This is a genomic window from Paenibacillus sp. T2-29 (assembly GCF_052921365.1).
Window position 1 is genome coordinate 20,332 of sequence record NZ_JBREVE010000012.1, and the last position, 20,004, is coordinate 40,335.

Genomic DNA, 20,004 nt, shown 5'->3' on the forward strand with positions numbered 1-20,004 from the left:
AAGCGAAAAGGGTGAATACACAAGCAAAGCTTAATAAAATATTGATAACAAAAAGCGCGGTCCCCAAATAGCCTGGGACCGCGCTTTAGTGTGTAGTCTATTAGATTATACGTCTTCGAAAGATTTATTTGAAAATTCGTACCAGCAGTTCAGCCATCTCGCCTCTGCTGATGGCGGCTTTTGGTTTGAGTGTTCCATCAGGATACCCGCTAATCCAACCCGAACCTATGGCTTTCTCGAATGCTGTGGAAGCCCAGGAAGCAATCTGCTGATCATCTTTGTAAGATTGCAGTCCAGTAGGGCTGGAAACGGATGTCTGTTTCTGCATCGCGTGTGACAGGATCACCATCGCCTGTTCACGCGTAAGACTTTCATCAGGTCCGAACGTCTGAGCGGTTAGTCCTTGAATCCATCCCTGACGGTGAGCGGCATCCACGGCTGATCCAGCCCAGTGCCCCTTCATATCTGTAAATGAGGTAGACAGGCTTTCGTCTCCAGTAGTTCCTAAAGCCCTGATCAATATGGCTACAAATTCTGCACGGCTTACCGCACGCTCAGGGCGCATGTTGCCATCTTTATAGCCCTGCATCCAGCCTTTGGCTGCAAGAGATTGTAGGGACTTCGCTGCCCAGTGATCTTGTAGGTCCGGCCACACTTGAGCTGGCTCTTGCGAATCTGACGAATGGATTGGGTCATTTTGTACATCGGTCTGATCAACCTGAGACGCGTCCGTAGAGACGGCAACAGCGAAGGTACCTAACCGAGGTGTATTCAGACTCACACCCGACAAAATCCCTTGTGAATTTATCACAGCAGTGCCCTTTAGAATCTCGCGCTCGCCATTTTCATACATCACAAGAATAGAGAATTGGGGTTCTACATTCTGCAATTCACTTGAAGATTCGCTATCCAGCGGCAGAACGATGGACGAAGTCCCTGTCACGTTAGCTTTAATTTCTACAGCCGCTCCTATCAGCTTCAGGTTGGATTGTTGCTCAGCCCAATCTCGGAATTGCTGATCTGCCTGCTGAAATGAAATGGTAACGTCCTGCTGACCTGAGGCGGCCATGCTGGTTAGTGTGTCACTGGATAGCATCAGTGTTCCATAACGGGAGATCACCGAAGCTCCAATCTGCGCCCATTTATTCAGTACAGAATGAGTCAGGAGAACACGGCTCATTTGCTTTTCCTGCTCCAAACGAATGTCAGCGTATGCCTTGCCTTCGCGCAGTGCTTGTTGAATCTGTTCATCCAGAAATGCCGGCGAAGGAACAAAGAGGGAAACAGCTTTCCCTTGCTCTGAAAAAACGATCTGTTGTACGCCAGCAGACAGATCCTGACCCTCATTCTTATCTTTGTTAGACTTGCCTGTGCCCACAGTCACTTTAGCAGGGACGATGACTTTTATGGCCTGCGTCAAAGCATGAGAACCATCGCTTGCCTTCATGACATCCAATATTATAGTGACAACGGAAGGAGTGTCTCTCTGAAAAATAGTTCCGTCTGTACGCACGATGTCTGGTTGACTACTGCTGCTGATGGTCACACGGTAGCCATCGGGTACAGCAGGCAGAATAAGCATTGTATCACTTGTTGTAGGGGCAGGTATGCTTGTGATGGAATCCGCGACACGCTGCGCGGTTAATCCTTGTGGAGACACTAGCCCAGAGGGCGCGCTCTTCATGCCATTTACGTTTTGTAGCACATAGTAGCTAGCTCCTTCGGGTACTGGTGTAAATGTATATTTTCCCTCACTCGAAGCGATTCCTTCCGCTATAAGCTCCTGCTGAGCATTATACAGTTCAAGCCGTGCGTTCGGTAAAGCGCCTGTGACGATCACAGAGGCAATGTCCTCATCGCCTGCTGCGGCTGCAACAGCACGGGGCAGCACGTTTATACGGCGTTCTGCCGGCTCTGCAGTCCAACTTCCATTGTCGCTATAAGTATAGTTCAATACGTATACACCAGGTACATTCGTATCGACATTGCCGATACCTGAAAGATCGGGAATCAGAATATTGCCGTATACACTGTCCAGTACGCTGGCTCCTGGATCAGTGAAGCTATCCCCAGTTTCCAGAACAATTGGATTACTGCCGTTCAGTCGTACATAAGGTGTATTCGGCAATGCTTTCAGCACGGTAATCGTGAATGTTTTTTGGACAGAAGCTATACCTTTAGAAATCATAGCAATTAACTGTACATTCATATCACCGTCTGTATATTTAGGCCGATTCACCTGACCACTGTCACTGAGGATATCCGGTCGATCCGAAGACCAGTCGATCTGGGTGTCGAATGCCCCTGTACGAGGCAGGGTGATGGAATCCTTAATCCCTTCCGGGTAATCCAGATTTAGTGTTTTTGCCGCCAAATTCACTGCTTCATCAGCACTTACAGGCAATGCGGGTACGAGCAGGCTGAAGGTTTTTCGAAGCTCAATCCCACCTCTTGACACAATCGCTTCGAGCGTGATGGTCTGATCGCCCTGTACATAGGTCGGGAAGGTGACATGTCCAGTATGATCCAGGAACTCCGGTTGGCTCGACGACCATGACACCTGAACACCATTCAGAGCATCTTTTGGCAAATATACGTCTCCGGTTACTGTCGTTAGCGGTAGTTCAAGTGCTCTGTATGCTGCGTCCACGGCTTCAGTGTCGCTCATCGGCAGACGCAGTACGTGTGCAGTAAAATCCTTTGTTTTCGTTAAGCCTGCAAGTTGCAGGGTGGCCGTTAGGGTAACATCGGTATCTCCACTACTATAGGAAGGTCTGGTGAGTGTTCCATCTGCTGCAATGACAAGAGGTTTGGACGAGGACCATTCGATCTGCACTCCACCATAACCGGATAAAGGGAGAGATACATTTTCTTGTACCGCAGACAAATCGCCAAGCGATAGGGCATCTGCTGCTTGATTCAATGTATCTTGAGCAGTCATCTTCGAAACGGTAACTTCAAAAGTTTGAGTATCCGAGGCGGTTCCTTTTACAATCGTTGCTGTCAGTTTTACCTTTTGATCACCCATATCGTACCGCGGGCGTATTACAGCTCCTTCGTTCGTAATAACGTCAGGAGTATCCGAACTCCAGCTCACCGTCGTATCATTCAACCCAGTGAGTGGCAGGGTCAGCTTTTGGGATACCGATTCCACCGTATCTCCAGGTGCGAGACTTAGAGCAAGTGCAGCTTTTGCCTGTGCAACTCTCTCTGCATCGGTAAGTATGTTCACTTTGACTTCTGAGGGAGTGCTCTCCCCTTTAGCATTCACGGCTTGAACTGTGTAAACTGCTTCACCTGGCGGCAATGCTGAAGTGTCTATGAATTGGGTTAGGCTGCCTGTGTAGAGCGTTATACCATCACGCACGACTTTGTAGGAAGTTGCATAAGGAACGGCATCCCAGCTTAACTCCACCGTATTTCCATTTTTAATACCTGTAAAATGGCCCGGGGCCTGTGGAACGGGTAATCGCTCCCCATAAGCCGAGAATTCCATGATGGAAGCCCATTGATTGTTTCTTGCATTTCCTTGATCAATATATAATCGCAGGTATCGTGCAGTTACAGGGGGAATGCTTTTTTGAAAATTAGAACTCCCATTATTCTGCACGGTATCCACAGTCGCCCAATTAAATCCGTTGCTGCTCGTCTGCAATCGGAAACTGTATGGATCACGTTGATCGTTCCATCCATAATGGACACCCATACCTGTAACAACATATCGATCTACGATATACCAGTCTCTCAGATCTACCTGGATCCATTTTTCACCATTGCTTGCCTGATACCAGCGGCTTGTCGGGTCGACTGACCCATCCACAGCCCTGGAGGGATCATAGGGCTGGGTGTAACCGCTGGATGTAGTTGGTTTGTTAAACACTACATTTTCCCAACCGGCAGCATGGGCTTCATTCGTCCCTATGAACAGGAACGCACCACTGATCAATGGCATGAGTGGAACCAGCACACGGTAGGGTTTTAACTTATTGCGTGTGAAGCTATTGCCTTCGAGCACGCTATCACCTCTTCTTTATTAAATAGCACACTTATTGATGTATTCATATTATGGGCGGGAAGGGTATGGCCCCTCGGTAGCGATGTAGTAGTTTACATTCGGCAACGGGGAAGCTCCGCGCAAGTCAGGCAATGCAAATGTACGCACTCCATCACCGCCAAAATTAGTGCCCAGCAGGCTGAATAATACTGAATTCTGAGAAATATCCAGGAGTTGACCCTCGCATTTTATCCAGCCCTTAGGAGCGTACGTATACGGATACATCGTAATTTCCCCAATATAAGGCTCGGGCGATGCTTGAGCCTGTTTGGGACTGATTGCCGTTCCTCCTAACAAAATGACCGCCAGCAGACTCAATACAGCGGTTTTTTTCAAAAAATGATTCTTCATACCTACAACTCCTTTTAGATTCGAATAATGGACCACGAATTCAACAAATTTGTGACATTAGTCATAGAATGAATAGATATTATCATGGATTTCCACTTTTGCAATACAGTTCATCTATCAAATTCACCTTTTTATTCCTTTTGTGAGCAAAGAAATTTATTCCATCTGGTCCATCTTTCATGCATCTTTTTTCTAATCCAGGTAAATCTATATACAAATCGGGTGGAATTCAAGGAGGAATGAACGTGTGGAAGGTCATCGGAACTCATGTGCCCAAATGGAATGTGTGGGTGGAAGCCCTCTTTTTATTTATCATCCCTTTGATTATTTTTCTTACAGTACGACAACTTAAAGCGCTGGATGGCCGGGAAAGCAGACGCAAGGAGCGATTGAAGCTGCTAGAAGAGGAAGATCGTTCGGAGCAGGCTGATCATAATCCGTCTGTCAGTGAGGCAGAGAAGGCAAAGGGGACCTTTACCGAAGATTATGAAGCCAATGTAGCCAAAATCAGACAAGCAGTCACGGATATGGCAGACGTAAACGAACGATCGATTTTTCTGGAGAATCTGAACGCTGAAGGCACACTTTTTTTTGTAGATGGATTAACGGACAAGGTTGGCATGGATCAGAACATTTTAAAGCCGCTAATGGATTGGGGCAGCTCCGGGCAAGAAAGGGAAGAGCTTCCGCGAGGAAAAGAGCTTCGGGATATGATTGTTCACCAGGTCATGCTGGTATCGGAGACAGAGTATACGTTAGAGGTACAGTTTTCCTTGCAAAAGGTGCTGTTCGGTTCAGTCATACTCATGATTCAGGGCATACCCGGTGCTTTTGTACTGGGTACGCCCAAAGGGAGTACACGAGGGGTGGAAGACCCGATATCGGAATCGGTGCTGCGCGGACCACGAGTCGGCTTTACAGAGACACTCAGCGACAATACAGCGATGCTGCGCAGACATGGAGAAAGTACGGAACTGGCTATGTCTTCCTTCAAAGTCGGCAAAAGAGTGGAAAAACAGCTGATGGTAGTGTATTTCAGAGATATTGCCGACCCGGAGCTTGTAGATGAGGTGAAGCGGCGGGTCAAAACCATTGATATGGATGAGGTACTGGAGTCGGGCTATGTAGAGCAGCTTATTGAGGATAATTTTCTCAGCCCATTTCTGCAAATTCAAAATACGGAGAGACCAGATCGAGTCATGGCTGCATTGCTAGAGGGACGTGTAGCGATTCTGCTGGACGGTACACCTTTTGCGCTTCTTATGCCTGTAACGTACGGGATGATGCTCCAGTCTCCTGAAGATTACTATGAACGATGGCTACCGGGGTCGCTGATTCGATTTCTTCGTTTTATGGCAACTTTCATATCACTATTCGCCCCGGCGCTGTATATCTCCTTCATCTCGTTTCATCCCGGACTGATTCCAACCAAGCTGGTCATTTCCATTATCAGTGCGAGACAGGGAGTTCCATTTTCGACGCTGATTGAGGCCCTGATTATGGAAACCTCGATTGAGATTTTACGCGAGGCAGGACTTCGGCTCCCCAAACCCATTGGACCAGCGATGGGCATCGTCGGAGGTTTGATTATCGGACAGGCCGCTGTTGACGCTGGGATTGTAAGCCCGATTCTCGTTATTGTGGTGGCTGTTACGGCGATTTCTTCCTTTTCAGCCCCTGTATACAGCGCTGGGATTTCCATGCGTGTCATGCGCTTTGGGGCCATGTTCACGGCGGCCACCTTCGGGTTGTATGGCGTGATCATGTTTTTCCTGATGTTGAGCATTCATATGGTTAAATTACACAGCTTCGGTGTGCCGTTCCTGAGTCTGACGACCCCCCGTTCGTTGAAAGACTGGAAAGATTACTTCATACGAGCACCGATACAATTTATGAAAAACAGACCCATTCTATTGAAGCATAAAGATCCTAAGCGACAAGGATGAGCTCGACACAGGAGGGAGCAAGATGGCCCGTGGGAAAAAAGCGGATAAAATTACAACGTTGCAGACAACGGCAATTGTGGTTTCCTTTATGCTGGCTGCCGGGTTGCTTACCCTTCCCAGAGTAGCAACTGAAGTTGCAAAAACACCGGATGCGTGGATATCTGTCATTTTAGCAGGGGCGGGCACTTTCCTGTTCGGATGGATTATGATCAAACTAAGTTCAAGGTTTCCGGAAAGTACCTTTTATCAGTATGTTCAGCGGATAACAGGCAAAGTCATTGGCAAAGGGATTGGTATGCTGATTGTTATTTATTTTGTTTGTATAGCCGCATTTGAAATCCGATCTGTGGAGGAAGTAACGTCGTTCTTTCTGCTTGAAGGCACTCCGGCGTGGGCGATTTCAGCACCTTTTATGTGGCTCTCTCTGTACCTATGCATGGGAGGGGTGGGCTCATTGGGGAAAATATGCCAATTAATATTCCCCATTACGGCAGCTATCTTTTTGTTGATATGCTTGCTGAGTTTAAATATTTTCGAATTGAATAATTTGCGTCCTGTCTTGTCGGAGGGGATGATGCCCGTGGTTAGAACGCTCAAGACTACAATCCTGACATTAACGGGGACAGAGTCCTTGCTGATTATTCTTTGTCGGATGGAAAAACCCGAGAAAGCAACCAAGGCAATCGGACTGGCGATCGGGATCGCGGTCTGTTTTTATACAGCTACGCTGATCCTGTGCATTGGCGCTTTTTCGTTCGAAGGAGTATTGAGCAGAACCTGGCCATTTTTAGATTTGGCTCGCAGTTTTGAAGTGGAGTACCTGTTATTGGAACGGTTCGAATCCTTATTGTTGACCATTTGGATCATGCAAATTTTTTCCACATTTAGTATTGCTTTTTATTGCGCTTCGCTCGGAGTTTCTCAAATTTTGAATAGCTCTTATTCCAAGACGCTGTTCATTTTGCTTCCGATCATCTACTTCCTGTCCCAAATTCCGAAAAACCTGAATGAGCTATTTTCTTTTGGATCGGTCATCGGGAATGCAGCTTTTGTTTTGTTCGCTCTGCTTCCACTGCCACTGCTGCTTATTTCTCGCTGGAGGAAGGTGCGGTCATGATAAAGGCTCGGTCAGGGTTACTCGGAATGACGGCACTCCTATTATGCTGTACACTTTCAGGCTGCTGGAGCAGTTCACCGGTGGAGGATCTGAATCTGGAGACAGGCATTGCTATGGATATAGCGGAAGAATCTTTGCAAGAAGAACAAATTAATCGAAAAGGAGGAGATTATCCAAAGAAGGAGTTAATTACAGGAACCTTTCAATTTATCATTCCAGAAGAAAGCGGTGGCTCCAACACTTCTTCTCCACAAGCTAAAAAATTTTTTAATATTACGGAAACGGGAGATTCCATTTTTGAAATGATCAGAGAAATTTCATTACGGACCAATCGTCCTCCCATCGGGCAACATTTGAAAACCATTATTATCAGCTCCAGTCTGCTTCGCAAGATTCCTTTGTATGAGTTGCTGGACTTTTCCTTGGGGGATAATGATATTCGGCTCAGCGTACAGTTGCTGATTAGTACAGACAAGGCGGGGAATACGCTTCAGGAGAAAATTCCTGGTCAGATTCCTGCTTATATTTTAAAGGATATATTCCAAAACCGTAAACGGAATGCACGGTTGATAAAGCCCGTGGCTTTGGCTAAAGTGATCGGACCCATGAAGGGTGAAAGAAGCTTTATATTACCTAATGTCATTACGGCGGAGAATGAAATCAAGCTCGCAGGTGCGGGAATCATTAAGGGAAAGACGCAAACCTACGGTGGTTATCTGAATGAGTCAGAGGTTGAAGGTCTTATGTGGATCAAAGGCGATCTGAAGGGAGGCGTGCTGAAAAGCAGCGATCCGAAGACTGGGAAAAATATAGCATATGAGATCAAAGCGGTGAAAAGCAAGATCAAGGCCATCGTTCAGGGGGATGACATTTTCTTTCAGGTAAAAATGACCTCAGAGGGACGCATTTCGGAGGTGCACATAAAGAATGAAAATTTGCGCAACAACAAAGTGCTTGGACAAGAAGAGAATCTCTTTCAGGAGAAAGTGAATTCATTAGCTGAACAAACGTTAGCTAAAATGCAAAAGCTGAAGGTTGACGTCGGAGGTTTCGGAGAAGCCTTGAGGATTCAGCATCCTAAAGTTTGGCGTAAGGTCAAAAAGGATTGGGATACCACTTTTAGCACCATTCCTGTACGGTTTAGCACAGATATCCATATTGAAGATTACGGCTCTTCGATTACGACGGCAGACTGAGGAATTTCGTTTGCACCTGTTATGGACAAACCTTCAATACCACGAATCCAAGTGGAATTGAAGGTTTTTTAAGTCTATTTAAATAGAGATAGTGTTTCTTTCAGCCATGTAATATAGCTTTCTTCCCGATTAATAGCACGGCTAAGCACTAAATAATGGCCGAATTGACTAGATCCGGGCACTTGAAGGTTCTCGTCCAGCCGTTGAAGGGATTTTTTACTTTCGTACAGGTATTCCAGCTTTTCTTCTCGTTTGGCAATCTGGTCCTCGAACAAGCGCTTGCTTTCTTCCTTGGGGATGGCTGCTGAGAAATACAGCATAAGCATAAACTCATCCTTTTCTGTTTCCGGTAACTCTTTGGGGCTTAGCAGCCATTCAGTTAGCTCCTGGGTCCCTTTGGGGGTTATACAGTACAGCTTCTTTTCCAGCTTGGCTCCTGTAATGGAGGTGCGATATTCAATGAGTCCCTCTTCGGTCAGCCTTTTAAGCTCGGGGTAAATCTGACTGTGCTTGGCGCTCCAAAATTGTCCGATTTCCTGCTTGAATTGGCTCGTAATATCATAGCCGCTCATTTCCTCTTTGTGAACCAGACCCAAAATGGCATATTTTAATGTGCGTTTCAACGTTGTTCTCCTCGCAATGGGTATTTGACAATAGTATATCACAGCGCTACAATTTATATGTATTATAAAACATGTTTATATTTACATGTTTGAATGATTGTTTATTATTTTGGTGTCTTGTTTAATTCATAAACTCATAATAAGGAAAGAAGGATGCAAGATGGAAAAGTTTATCGGCAGTCACATGATTTACACCTATGAGAATGGCTGGGAGTACGAAATATATATTAAAAATGAAGATACGATTGATTATCGCATTCATAGTGGGATGGTAGGCGGACGCTGGGTACGTGATCAGAAGGTCAATCTGGTGAAGCTGGTAGAGAATGTGTATAAAGTATCGTGGACCGAACCGACAGGCACAGACGTTTCCCTGAACTTTATGCCTGAAGAAAAACGGATGCATGGCATTATTTTCTTCCCTAAATGGGTTCATGAGCATCCGGAAATCACGGTGCGCTACCAAAACGATTTTATTCCGCTGATGGAAGAATCGCGTGAAAAGTATGAAACCTATCCGAAGTATGTGGTTCCTGAATTTGCGGATATTACCTTCATCGAAAATGCAGGTGTGAACAATGAACAATTAATTTCCCAAGCACCTTACGCTGGAATGACAGACGATATTCGTGCAGGGAAGTTGCAAGCATAATCGAACATGGTTAATGGAAGTTGTACAGCCTGAGCCTGTGGTAAGCAGTCTCAGGCTTTTTTACGTAAACTGGAGAGTGGATTGCTTAATGGAGTGGTGGAGGATGGTCGCAGCTTATATTCCGCCAGGCCCTGAGCGCCGTTACACGACATAGTAAGCAAGCCGCAGCAATGATGTTGATACTGTTCTGGATCAGGAAATTGACGATGGTCTTTATATTACAAAAAACAACCCCAGGTCACCCCAGGGTCGTCTTTATGAAAAATATATATCTGCATTTTGCAAAATGCTTGTTTAGCTGAATCACACGGGTGTTACATCCTGAATCACTTCTTCTTTTTCTTCTTTCCAGATCACGTTCTCGCGATAGTTAGATCCCCAATCGTACATCGCTCGCAGTACCGGAATCAGGCTTTCACCATGCTCGGTCAGTGAATATTCCACATGTGGAGGGACGACAGGATAGACTGTACGCAGAATGAGTTTATCTTCTTCCAGCTCGCGTAATTGGTTGGTCAGCATTTTTTGCGTGATGTGGGGGATCAGCTTCTTCAATTCACCGAACCGCTTGGTGCCTTCCATACCAAGATGCCACAAAATAATCAACTTCCATTTGCCACCGATGACCGCGAGAGTCAATTCTTTATCACAATTAATCAGTTTCAAATCAATCCGGTCTTTTACAGTTGTGATGTTCATCGACCTCCTGTCCGTAGTTATTCCAAGTATACTATGTATAACTACAGTACGCAAAAGGAGATACATCCATTTTGGAAACTATGCATACGATGGGATACGAATCGACTGAAATCACAATCTGATGATGTGCGCCAGACTGGAAGCTTCCAAAAATCTACAACGGTTAAGCAGGAATAACGATGGTGTTAAAGGACTCCGGCTCCAGCTCCAAACGGTGTGTTGTTTCTCCGACAGACAGATTCAGCACGCGAGATTCCTTAAACGGGTTGGCGATGACCAGAACCTTTTGTCCGTCTGTATTTTGAAAAGCAACCGCATTTCCAGCCCATGAACCCCGAATTCCAATGCGTCTGGCCCCTGGTAATACAAAATGAGAAAAGTGCTTCATAACGTAATATTCCGGGTTCAGAATAGGTTTTCGATTCGCTGGATCTACGGTGATCATCGAATTTTGCTCCCAGCCCCATGTGCTCTTCCCTTTCGGCTCCAAAACCATATTCCAGTAAATATAAGCATTCACACCATTGGTGAAATAGTGCTGATACAGGTTATATACATATTTGGCGTAGTCCCATGAGTTTTCTCCGTTTCCGCATTCATTTTCGGTCTGCATGTAACGAAGCTCAGGATAGCTGGCTACGGTGCGCTGAATGGCATTTTTGCCTGCCCACTGATAGCCTACACCTTTAATATATTTATAGGCCTCGGGGTCACTCAACACGGTGTGGGCATACTCATCAAATCCGGTCGACGTCTTTTTCATTAATTCCTCCCACGGATCAGGGGCGTTAATGGTACCCAGCCAAATCTCTGTATCCAGCCCATGTTCCTCAAAAGCGGGCCCCAAATAGTCGCGAATAAATTCACGCAGCTGTTCTCCGGTCCATACACAGGAAGGGAACTTCTGATCGGCAATGACTTCATTTTGAACATGAACCTGGTGAATCGTAATGCCTGCCTTGCGGTATGCCTGAACAAATTTGACAAAGTACAATGCATACGCTTTCAAAATATCCTTTTCCCAGCGCAGTGTGCCGTAATTGTAAGCTTTGGGTGATTTCATCCATGTCGGCGGACTCCAGGGTGAGGCGAACAGCTTCAAGTCTGGATTGAGTTGTAACGCTTCCCGAATAAAAGGTATGAGATATTGCTGATCGCGCTCAATGGAAAAGTGCTTCATCTCCATGTCGCCGTCCGTTTCATTGTGGCTGTACCATTCCAGCGCGTAATCACTCGCTCCAATAGGAAGTCGGCAGATTGTGAATTTGTGCTCGCCCTCCGGGTGAAAGAGAGCATGAAGCACCTGCTCTCGTTCTTCGCTGTCCAAATGATTCAGAGCTACATAACTCAATTCATTAAAACAGCCGCCAAAGCCCTCGACGAGCTGATATGCTTCTCCCGTAAGGATTAGGTTGGCACTCTCTTGGGTTTCGGTCAAATGATGAGCTTGGGATTGCCAAGCATTAGCTTTGGAAGTGGAAAACCACTGAATGGTTTGATTGCTCATATGTTACCCTCCTGTTCAGGCTTTTTGTATCTCTACCTATTATAGGGTAGGATTTTAGGGGAAGAGATGGTCTGAGCGAAGACAAATTTGCCCTAATCCAAGGTGAAATTTGCGGATGGGAAGTTTCTGTAGATAAAAAGTAGTGAGAACACATAAAGTACACATCTCTTTGATATGCTGTTGTCCTAGAATGACCGAAAGAGGGAAGTCGATTTGAATAAAAGAGTTCTTCTCGTGGAGGATGAAATACGTATTCGTGAAGTGATTGCGGATTATTTTAAACAAAATAATTGGGAAGTCTATGAAGCAGGCAATGGAAAAGATGCACTCCTCTGGTTCGATTCGGTGCAACCGGAACTAATTATACTCGATATTATGATGCCTGAGCTGGATGGCTGGGAAGTATGCCGTCAGGTACGCAGCCGTTCAGGGGTACCGATTATTTTGCTGACGGCCAAATCCGGTGATGATGATAAAATATTGGGCTTTGAGCTGGGGGCAGATGACTACGTGACCAAGCCTTTCAGTCCCAAGGTGCTGATTGCCCGCGCGAACGCGCTGATGAAACGGGTGGAGGGGCATGTGCAGCCGGAGTCGCATATTTTGCGGTTCGGCAGTGCTATGCTCAACACGATGGCTCATCGGCTTGAAGTGGATCAGGCGGAAGTTGAACTGACGCCCAAGGAGTATGAGTTGCTGCGGCTGCTTATACATAATAAAGGCATCGTAGTTTCACGGGATGCGATACTGAACCGGGTGTGGGGTATCGATTTTGAAGGGGATACACGAGTTGTCGATACGCATATCAAAAAGCTGAGAAGTAAGCTGGGCCGTGAATCACGCCATATTCGCACGGTTTTTGGCACAGGCTACAGGTTCGAGGAGGAAGAATGAACAAACGGGGAGTTACCTTTAAGTTGTTCATTATGACAGTTGTGTTTTTCCTGTGTTTTTACGGTATGGTGATTTTAAGTCAGCTGCTGTTTTTTGAAAATTTTTATCAGAAACAGAAGATTGGGCGTGTGGAAAGCCGTTTGCAAAGCTTCGGTCAAAGTTATGTCCAGGAGGCTTGGGGATCGGGCAGGGTTTCGCGTGAGGCGGCCCGCTTCATGCTTCAGAATAAAAACCAGTTGGCGATTGTAACGTTGGACGGCAAAGTAAAGCTGGATGATGCGTTTCATATCAGTCTCAGAAAAGCAGATGGTAAAGTCGTTAAAATATCGCTGTCTCTATTTATGAGTGAGCACGGAGATGAGCTGAGAGCTGCCCGGATTCAGCCTGGTGATCAGGTCACTGTGGAAGGTGAGATGTTGGGATCTGACGGAATCTCTTCTGCCAATTTAATTTACCCAACAGGCATACAGAAGCTCGGTTTCAAAAATATAGGTTCAAACTCGGAAGAGACAAGCACAAATGACAATGTAAGGCTGTCCGGTACGGTGACAGAGATTGTACTGCCGGATCTGAAAACCTGGAGCCAGCGTCAAGGCCTGCTGTTTAGTGCGCTGGAGGAATGGTTTCCTTTATCCCAGGATCATCTGGAGAGACTCAAAAATTTTGAAGTGTTGGAAGAAGATTGGACAGAACCTTGGACAGGGGTACGAAATGCAGTTATCGTCCATCCTGTTCGTCAGAGCACAGGCGAGATCGATCTCTTGTTCACTGTGACATCGTTGCAGGAAATCAGTGAGACGAATGAGGCTCTACGCTGGTTTTATCTGTACCTGGGGATCGGCGGTTTTGCACTCATTCTGATTTTGTCCCTGTTCTATTCCCGAATGGTAACCCGTCCGCTCATTACTTTGAATAATACCGCCAAGCGGATGGCCAAGCTCGATTTTACAGCCCATACGCCAATCCGGCAAAATGATGAGCTGGGCAGCCTGTCCTACAGCATGTATACCCTGTCCCAGAACCTGGACACAGCTTTGCGCGAGCTTCAGGAGGCCAATCAGCAATTGGTCGAGGACATGGAACAGAAGCAGAGGATGGAGGCTGTGCAACAAGACTTTTTTGCCAATGCTTCTCATGAGCTGAAAACCCCGTTAAGTATCATCAAGGGATTCGCAGAAGGACTACAAGATGGGGTTAGCGCGGGGAAGCAGGATCATTATATGAAGGTCATTGTAGAGGAAGCGGACAAAATGGAGCGATTGGTCAAGGATATGCTAGACCTTGCCAAATTGGAGTCTGGAACCCTCAAGCTTCGCAAGGCGACCTTTATCCTGAGTGAGCTGGTGGAGGAGGTTGTGGATAAGCTATTCCATCTGTTGAAGGAGAAGAAGCTGGAAGTGGTTATTATTCCTGCCAATGAGCTGCCGATTCATGCCGATATAGGATGGATGGAACAGGTGATTATCAACTTTGTTGTCAACGCCATACGGCATGCCGAGGAAGGAAGCTCCATCACGATTCGTATCGAAGGCTCTGGGGAAGTAAATACGTTTTCCATTGAAAATAAGGGTGAGACCATCCCAGACGATCAGTTGGAGCTGATATGGAATCGTTTTTACCGGGCCGAGCTCTCCCGTAGCCGTCAGACAGGTGGGACAGGACTCGGGCTATCGATCGTTAAACGAATTCTCGATTTACACGAATTCCGCTATAAGGCGGAGAATACCAAGGACGGCGTCCGTTTTGTCGTTATATTCGGAGGCTAAGCTACGGCAAAGGAGTTAAGAGTATGAAATGGAATTGGTTGCCCTCACTATGCACGATTGCAAACCTGGGGGCAGGGGTCTTATCCCTGTATTTCACGATTCATGAGCAATACATGACCGCTTTTATTCTTGTGGTGGTGGCTGCTTTATGGGATGTATTAGACGGTTTGCTGGCAAGGCTGCTGCATTGCTCCAGTGATTTTGGCAAACAGCTTGATTCGCTGGCGGATGTGGTCTCATTTGGGGTTGCCCCTGCTTTCTTGATCTTGTTATACAAGCTGGGAGATACTCATTGGATAGGACCGCTTGTAGCTGTGTTGTTTGTGATATGCGGTGCGGTGAGGTTGGCAAGATTCAACCTGATGGCTTTTAGCAAAGGCTTTGTGGGCATGCCCATTACGGCCGCAGGTGTGATTTTGTCCTTTATGTTTTTATGGAGTGAGCATTTGAAGCCGGGGTTGTTGCTGGCTCTCATGGTAGTGCTGTCATTCCTAATGGTTAGCCGTATTCCCTTCCCGTCCTTCAAAAAATAATCGGTCAGGAGGTGGCGTCCCTATGGAATGGGCCATCAGCATGATTACACAATACGGATATATCGCTATTTTTGCACTTCTTGCCCTTGGAATTATAGGGCTACCCGTTCCTGATGAAATTATTATGGTGTTTGTCGGCTATCTATCTTCTATCATGGTACTGAATTATTCCCTATCTATATTAGTCAGTTTCATTGGGGCGATGACAGGGATGATGATCAGTTACACGCTAGGCAAAAAGCTGGGTCAGCCATTGGTAGATAAGCACGGCAAGTGGGTGGGACTGACACCGAAGCGGTTTGCACGGGTAAAAGGATGGTTTGCACGCTTTGGGTTGTGGACCATTTTGTTCGGTTATTTTATTCCAGGAGTCAGACATGCAACAAGCTATTTGTCGGGGATTAGCGCGATGCCTGTCCGAAAATATATGCTGGTGGCCAGCGCCGGTTCTCTGGTATGGACACTGATCTTTATCTCTATTGGTTACATTGCGGGGGCGAATATAAATTTTCATTAAGGTGACCGCAAAAGTAATGTAGCATTTTTCATGTATTGCACCGATAATATAATATAAAAGAACCTGTACAACCAGTGAGGGGATCTGTATTGAATGCACTAATGAAGTATATTGAAAAGTTACCTGGTTTTCTGCAAATAATCTTGAACATCTCGCTGTTTCTGGTCGGGCTGATTTTAAGCTTCTTACTTCTAAAAGAAACATGGTCCATATTTTCATATGTGTTCTTGTATACAGAAGCCGACAAAAATTACTATGAATTCACGGAAGAACTGCTTGTATTCTTCTTGTATTTTGAATTCATTGCATTAATAGTTAAGTACTTTAAAACCAATTTTCATTTTCCATTACGTTATTTCATCTATATTGGGATTACGGCCGTCATCAGGCTCATTATTGTGGACCATGATGATGCTCAAAATACATTCTGGTGGTCCATTGCTATCCTAGTCATGGTAGGTTCTCTATTGATTGCTAACAGTAAATTATTAAAGAGAGAAAGTTAATGCCGAGGAAGATTGCAAGGGTGACAGTCAAGTAGGAGAGAGGGAATAAAGACGAATGGTAAGAAACTGGATGAATCATGCAGGCGTCAGGCGGGCAGCTGTCCTTGCGATAATCGTTTTACTGCTCTTTATGTTAAGAAGCATGATGAATATTATTTTGTTAACACTGTTGCTTACGATCTTGATTGGCAGTATATATAACGGTGTGAATAAGCTGATCAAGCGGTTCGCCAATGTGCCGCCTATGATCGTGCTGCTACTGGTATACGGGTTGCTGATCCTGATTATCGTGTGGGGAGTTTACCGAATGGTGCCGCTAATCAGCGTACAGGTCAAGCAGGTGTATCTCATGATTCAGCAAGCCTACATGTATCCTGATCGTAACCAATGGAACGAAACGATTATTGAATTTATGGACACGCTTAATGTTCAGCGGTTATTTGAGCCTGGCTGGAATGCGGTAATGAAAATCAGCCAACTGGGAACACAACTGCTGGTATCGATTATTTTGAGTTTGTTCTTCCTGATGGAAAAATCCTATATTACACGCTTTACAGCTACGTTTGTGGATAGTAAGCTGGGTTGGTTCTTCAAGGAAGTGGGCCATTTTGGACGCATGTTTCTGGGTACATTCGGGAAGGTGCTGGAAGCTCAACTATTAATTTCACTCATTAACTGTATATTGACGACGACAGCTCTTTGGATTATGGGTTTTCCCAATCTGCTCGGCCTCGCGCTCATTATATTCTTGTTGGGGTTGGTGCCAGTGGCGGGCGTATTTATTTCCCTGATCCCGCTCGGTCTGATTGCTTTTAGCGTCGGAGGAATCAATTATGTGATTTACTTGGTTATTCTGATCGTAGTTATTCATGCGATTGAAGCCTATTTCCTGAATCCGAAGCTGATGTCATCCAAAACCAATTTACCGATCTTCTTCACCTTTGTTGTATTGATCTTCTCTGAGCATCTAATTGGGGTGTGGGGCTTGATTGTAGGTATTCCGTTGTTTGTCTTCTTCCTTGACTTGATTGGAGTACAACGCAAGCAAGAGAAGGATACCTAATATATTCACGACAGATACGAACATAGTAGTGACTATGGATTCTTCATCACGAATGCCTGCGAAGCCGCAGGCATTTTTTTTGATTTTCCTGGCGTTGACTGTAGTACACTGAGTATCAAGATTAGATCAAGTGAAAAGAAACGAGATGATAAGGATGGAACAAAAGATTAAGGTATTGGCTATATCGGGGAGCCTTCGTCAAAAGTCTTCCAACACCGCGCTTATGAAGGCTACTATTGGATTGGCTTCTGAAAATATATCATTCATAGTTTATGATGGATTGGGGGATCTGCCCCATTTTAATCCTGACTTGGATGTAGAGGAGGGGCCAGCTTCCGTAAGAGAGCTACGGGAGCAATTGAAACAAGCCGATGGAGTGCTGATCTGTACGCCTGAATATGGGAATGGTGTGCCGGGTACTTTGAAAAATGCCTTGGACTGGCTCGTATCTTCAGGTGAATTTGTAAACAAGCCTACAGCGGTCATTAGCGCTTCACCGTCCCCTATGGGCGGCAATCTGGCTCATGCTTCGCTGCTGCTCACATGCAAATGATCAATGCAGAGATTGTGGAAAATGGAAAGGTCATTATTCCGCATATCACATTGAAGCTGAATCAAGAAGGCATCATTACAAATGCTGAAACTAGACAGGAGCTGGAAGCATTACTTCAAGGGCTTGAGCAAGTTTGCCGAGGAAAGGTATAGGGAAATTCAAAGCAGATCCTTCATTATAGAAGGATCTGCTTTTTCGGATGGCCACCTACTTCGTATTCAATTCAATAAGCTCTCATAGACCTTTAAGCGGGCATACACCGTTTCAAGTATCGGATATGAAATATTACTGTTAGAAGCCAATGCCAGAAGTGCACCATGCAGATGGCTTGCTTCAACCGGTAGATTTTTCTGCATATCACGTTGCATAGAAGACATCATCTCAGGCTTTAAGGAATCCATCGTTTTTAGCGTATGTGCTTCCATTTCTGAATGAATAGGCATATCTGCATTGCGTGCGATTGTGACGATCTCATGCAGTAGCTTTTCATAGATTGCACGCGATTCGGGCGTGGCGAGTATAGGTCCGACGGAGGTACCCATTAGGGTTGTGATTCCGCTCATGCTGGCAATAAATATATACTTCTGCCAAATTTCACGCTGAATGTCATGACTGTGTGTGACTGTGAAGCCTGCATGATCAAGATGGCTACATAGTAGTTGCGCCCGCTCTGAGTTTCCTCCATCCCATTCACCAAAAACAATGCGGTGGAACGGGCTTGTCTGAACGATAGAGCCTTTGTGATTTAACGTCGTTTCAATAGAACAAAGCCCACCCAGCACTTTTTCAGCTCCGAAATATTCGCGTAAAGATCCAAAATGTTCATAACCGTTAAGTAACGGAAGAATCATTGTATTTTTACTGATATAAGGCGCTAGATCGGGCTGCAACAGAGGCAGATGGTACGCTTTGACCGCGAGAATAATACAGTCAAATGGCTCAGTAGCTTCACCATAGGTAATAGCCTGGATCGGTGTCTGAAAATCTCCGTGCACACTTTGAATCGTAAGACCGTTTTCTGCCAAATGAAGCTTCTTGGAAGGGCGGACGAGAAAGGTCACATCTTCTCCCTTTTGAACCAGACGTCCCCCGAAATAGCCTCCAATAGCACCTGCACCCACAACTAGAAACCGCATCATAGGGTCCCTGCCTTTCCTAACTTAGTTTTTGAAAAACAAAAAAACCTTCCAGCACATTGCTGAAAAGGTCCGAAAGGCAAAAAAAGAGTCAATTTGCGACCGTTCTTTTGTCTCGGTCCTTTCGGATCAGAGCAAAATCCAACGAGTTCACCTCCATAGGCTCACACTTATACTTATTAAATTGCATCTTACCAGAGTACCGTTCGAATATATCGATACAGCCTCTCAGGGAAGTATACCAGAATATAGGGTTCCTGTCCCATATAAATCCAATCCGAACAGCGTGTGTGTGATGGTATCCATAAAGCACGAACCTAGTGTATATGGAGCGTATAGAGGTGATATAATAGGGCGCAATAGGTTTATAGACCGATAACTTGGAGCAGAGGAGAGAAGGCTGATGTTTGAGCAAATTGTAGCGTATGGTCTGAGTCAAAAAGAGGCTGTTAAGGATTATCCATTTGGTGCTGATCCCCTGGTACTAAAGGTAGGGGGCAAGATGTTTGCTCTCCTGACTGAAAAAGATGGCATTAGCCACGTATCCTTGAAATGTGACCCGGTCATTGCAGAAAACCTGCGTGAGCAGAACAAGGCCATTAAACCAGGCTATCATTTGAACAAAAAGCATTGGAATACGATAGAGGTTGATAACAGCTTCCCTTTGGAGGATTTGTACAGCATGATCGATCATTCGTATGAGCTGGTCTTCAAGGGCTTAACCAAAGCGCAACGCGAAGCGATTACGATGAGGATACGGTCAACGGATCTGTAAAGGGTGGTAAGCCCGTACATAACACTTTTACAGTTTTACTTGACAGAAAACAACTAAAGATATATTCTTAATTTAAAGATAATTTATTTGAAAATAATATCAAGGAGTGGACCTGA

General features: G+C 45.5%; 17 protein-coding genes and 1 pseudogene. 12 read left to right on the plus strand and 6 right to left on the minus strand.

Features of this window, described 5'->3' with window-relative positions; translation table 11 throughout:
* Nucleotides 1-124 precede the first annotated feature (124 nt).
* Nucleotides 125-4,015, minus strand: a complete 3,891-nt coding sequence (locus ACU1JV_RS24130) for an immunoglobulin-like domain-containing protein (protein ID WP_413987492.1) — start codon at nucleotides 4,013-4,015, stop codon at nucleotides 125-127.
* A gap of 48 nt (nucleotides 4,016-4,063) precedes the next feature.
* Nucleotides 4,064-4,405 (minus strand): phage tail protein, encoded by a 342-nt coding sequence (locus tag ACU1JV_RS24135; protein WP_013369306.1) that lies wholly within the window; start codon nucleotides 4,403-4,405, stop codon nucleotides 4,064-4,066.
* Nucleotides 4,406-4,650: 245 nt separating this feature from the next.
* Here ACU1JV_RS24135 and ACU1JV_RS24140 point away from each other — a divergent pair, with 245 nt between their 5' ends.
* From ACU1JV_RS24140 to ACU1JV_RS24150, 3 genes are read left to right on the plus strand one after another with little or no spacing between them, the layout of a single operon-like run.
* On the plus strand, nucleotides 4,651-6,351 hold the full coding sequence (locus ACU1JV_RS24140; protein WP_413987493.1) for a spore germination protein: 1,701 nt from the start codon (nucleotides 4,651-4,653) through the stop codon (nucleotides 6,349-6,351).
* Nucleotides 6,352-6,373: 22 nt separating this feature from the next.
* Nucleotides 6,374-7,468, plus strand: coding sequence for a GerAB/ArcD/ProY family transporter (locus tag ACU1JV_RS24145; protein WP_328801662.1), 1,095 nt, complete (start codon nucleotides 6,374-6,376; stop codon nucleotides 7,466-7,468).
* On the plus strand, nucleotides 7,465-8,664 hold the full coding sequence (locus ACU1JV_RS24150) for a Ger(x)C family spore germination protein (RefSeq protein ID WP_413987494.1): 1,200 nt from the start codon (nucleotides 7,465-7,467) through the stop codon (nucleotides 8,662-8,664). The genes ACU1JV_RS24145 and ACU1JV_RS24150 overlap by 4 nt, the downstream gene beginning before the upstream one ends.
* A 74-nt stretch (nucleotides 8,665-8,738) precedes the next feature.
* Here ACU1JV_RS24150 and ACU1JV_RS24155 read toward each other — a convergent pair whose 3' ends face one another.
* The gene (locus ACU1JV_RS24155; RefSeq protein WP_013369310.1) at nucleotides 8,739-9,287 is read right to left on the minus strand and encodes a PadR family transcriptional regulator; all 549 of its coding nucleotides are present in this window, start codon (nucleotides 9,285-9,287) and stop codon (nucleotides 8,739-8,741) included.
* A 160-nt stretch (nucleotides 9,288-9,447) separates the two neighbouring features.
* On the opposite strand from ACU1JV_RS24155, the gene ACU1JV_RS24160 reads away from it, so the two are divergent.
* On the plus strand, nucleotides 9,448-9,939 hold the full coding sequence (locus tag ACU1JV_RS24160; protein WP_413987495.1) for a phenolic acid decarboxylase: 492 nt from the start codon (nucleotides 9,448-9,450) through the stop codon (nucleotides 9,937-9,939).
* A 303-nt stretch (nucleotides 9,940-10,242) separates the two neighbouring features.
* Here the strand turns inward: ACU1JV_RS24160 and ACU1JV_RS24165 are convergent, their stop codons facing one another.
* The gene (locus ACU1JV_RS24165) at nucleotides 10,243-10,638 is read right to left on the minus strand and encodes a winged helix-turn-helix transcriptional regulator (protein ID WP_013369312.1); all 396 of its coding nucleotides are present in this window, start codon (nucleotides 10,636-10,638) and stop codon (nucleotides 10,243-10,245) included.
* 163 nt (nucleotides 10,639-10,801) lie between these two features.
* Nucleotides 10,802-12,145 carry a glycoside hydrolase family 30 protein gene (locus tag ACU1JV_RS24170; RefSeq protein ID WP_346835182.1) on the minus strand — a complete coding sequence of 448 codons (1,344 nt, stop codon included), beginning with the start codon at nucleotides 12,143-12,145 and terminating at the stop codon, nucleotides 10,802-10,804.
* A 213-nt stretch (nucleotides 12,146-12,358) separates the two neighbouring features.
* On the opposite strand from ACU1JV_RS24170, the gene ACU1JV_RS24175 reads away from it, so the two are divergent.
* The 7 genes and pseudogenes from ACU1JV_RS24175 (at nucleotide 12,359) to ACU1JV_RS24205 (ending at nucleotide 18,129) form a co-directional block, all read left to right on the plus strand.
* Nucleotides 12,359-13,039 (plus strand): response regulator transcription factor, encoded by a 681-nt coding sequence (locus tag ACU1JV_RS24175; protein ID WP_040102177.1) that lies wholly within the window; start codon nucleotides 12,359-12,361, stop codon nucleotides 13,037-13,039.
* Entirely contained in the window at nucleotides 13,036-14,805 is a 1,770-nt protein-coding gene (locus ACU1JV_RS24180) for a sensor histidine kinase (protein ID WP_040102176.1), read from the plus strand. The genes ACU1JV_RS24175 and ACU1JV_RS24180 overlap by 4 nt, the downstream gene beginning before the upstream one ends.
* A gap of 23 nt (nucleotides 14,806-14,828) precedes the next feature.
* Nucleotides 14,829-15,338 carry a CDP-diacylglycerol--serine O-phosphatidyltransferase gene (gene pssA / locus ACU1JV_RS24185; protein WP_025677988.1) on the plus strand — a complete coding sequence of 170 codons (510 nt, stop codon included), beginning with the start codon at nucleotides 14,829-14,831 and terminating at the stop codon, nucleotides 15,336-15,338.
* 22 nt (nucleotides 15,339-15,360) lie between these two features.
* Entirely contained in the window at nucleotides 15,361-15,855 is a 495-nt protein-coding gene (locus ACU1JV_RS24190) for a DedA family protein (RefSeq protein WP_013369317.1), read from the plus strand.
* A gap of 89 nt (nucleotides 15,856-15,944) precedes the next feature.
* Nucleotides 15,945-16,361 (plus strand): phosphate-starvation-inducible protein PsiE, encoded by a 417-nt coding sequence (gene psiE / locus ACU1JV_RS24195; protein ID WP_013369318.1) that lies wholly within the window; start codon nucleotides 15,945-15,947, stop codon nucleotides 16,359-16,361.
* A 55-nt stretch (nucleotides 16,362-16,416) separates the two neighbouring features.
* Complete coding sequence (locus tag ACU1JV_RS24200; RefSeq protein ID WP_013369319.1) at nucleotides 16,417-17,424, plus strand: AI-2E family transporter; 1,008 nt, start codon at nucleotides 16,417-16,419, stop codon at nucleotides 17,422-17,424.
* A 145-nt stretch (nucleotides 17,425-17,569) separates the two neighbouring features.
* Nucleotides 17,570-18,129: pseudogene (locus tag ACU1JV_RS24205) on the plus strand (NADPH-dependent FMN reductase).
* 66 nt (nucleotides 18,130-18,195) lie between these two features.
* On the opposite strand, the gene ACU1JV_RS24210 reads toward ACU1JV_RS24205, so the two are convergent.
* Nucleotides 18,196-19,113 (minus strand): ketopantoate reductase family protein, encoded by a 918-nt coding sequence (locus ACU1JV_RS24210; protein ID WP_413987540.1) that lies wholly within the window; start codon nucleotides 19,111-19,113, stop codon nucleotides 18,196-18,198.
* A gap of 403 nt (nucleotides 19,114-19,516) precedes the next feature.
* On the opposite strand from ACU1JV_RS24210, the gene ACU1JV_RS24215 reads away from it, so the two are divergent.
* Nucleotides 19,517-19,888, plus strand: a complete 372-nt coding sequence (locus tag ACU1JV_RS24215; protein WP_025677993.1) for an MmcQ/YjbR family DNA-binding protein — start codon at nucleotides 19,517-19,519, stop codon at nucleotides 19,886-19,888.
* The last annotated feature ends 116 nt before the right edge of the window (nucleotides 19,889-20,004 follow it).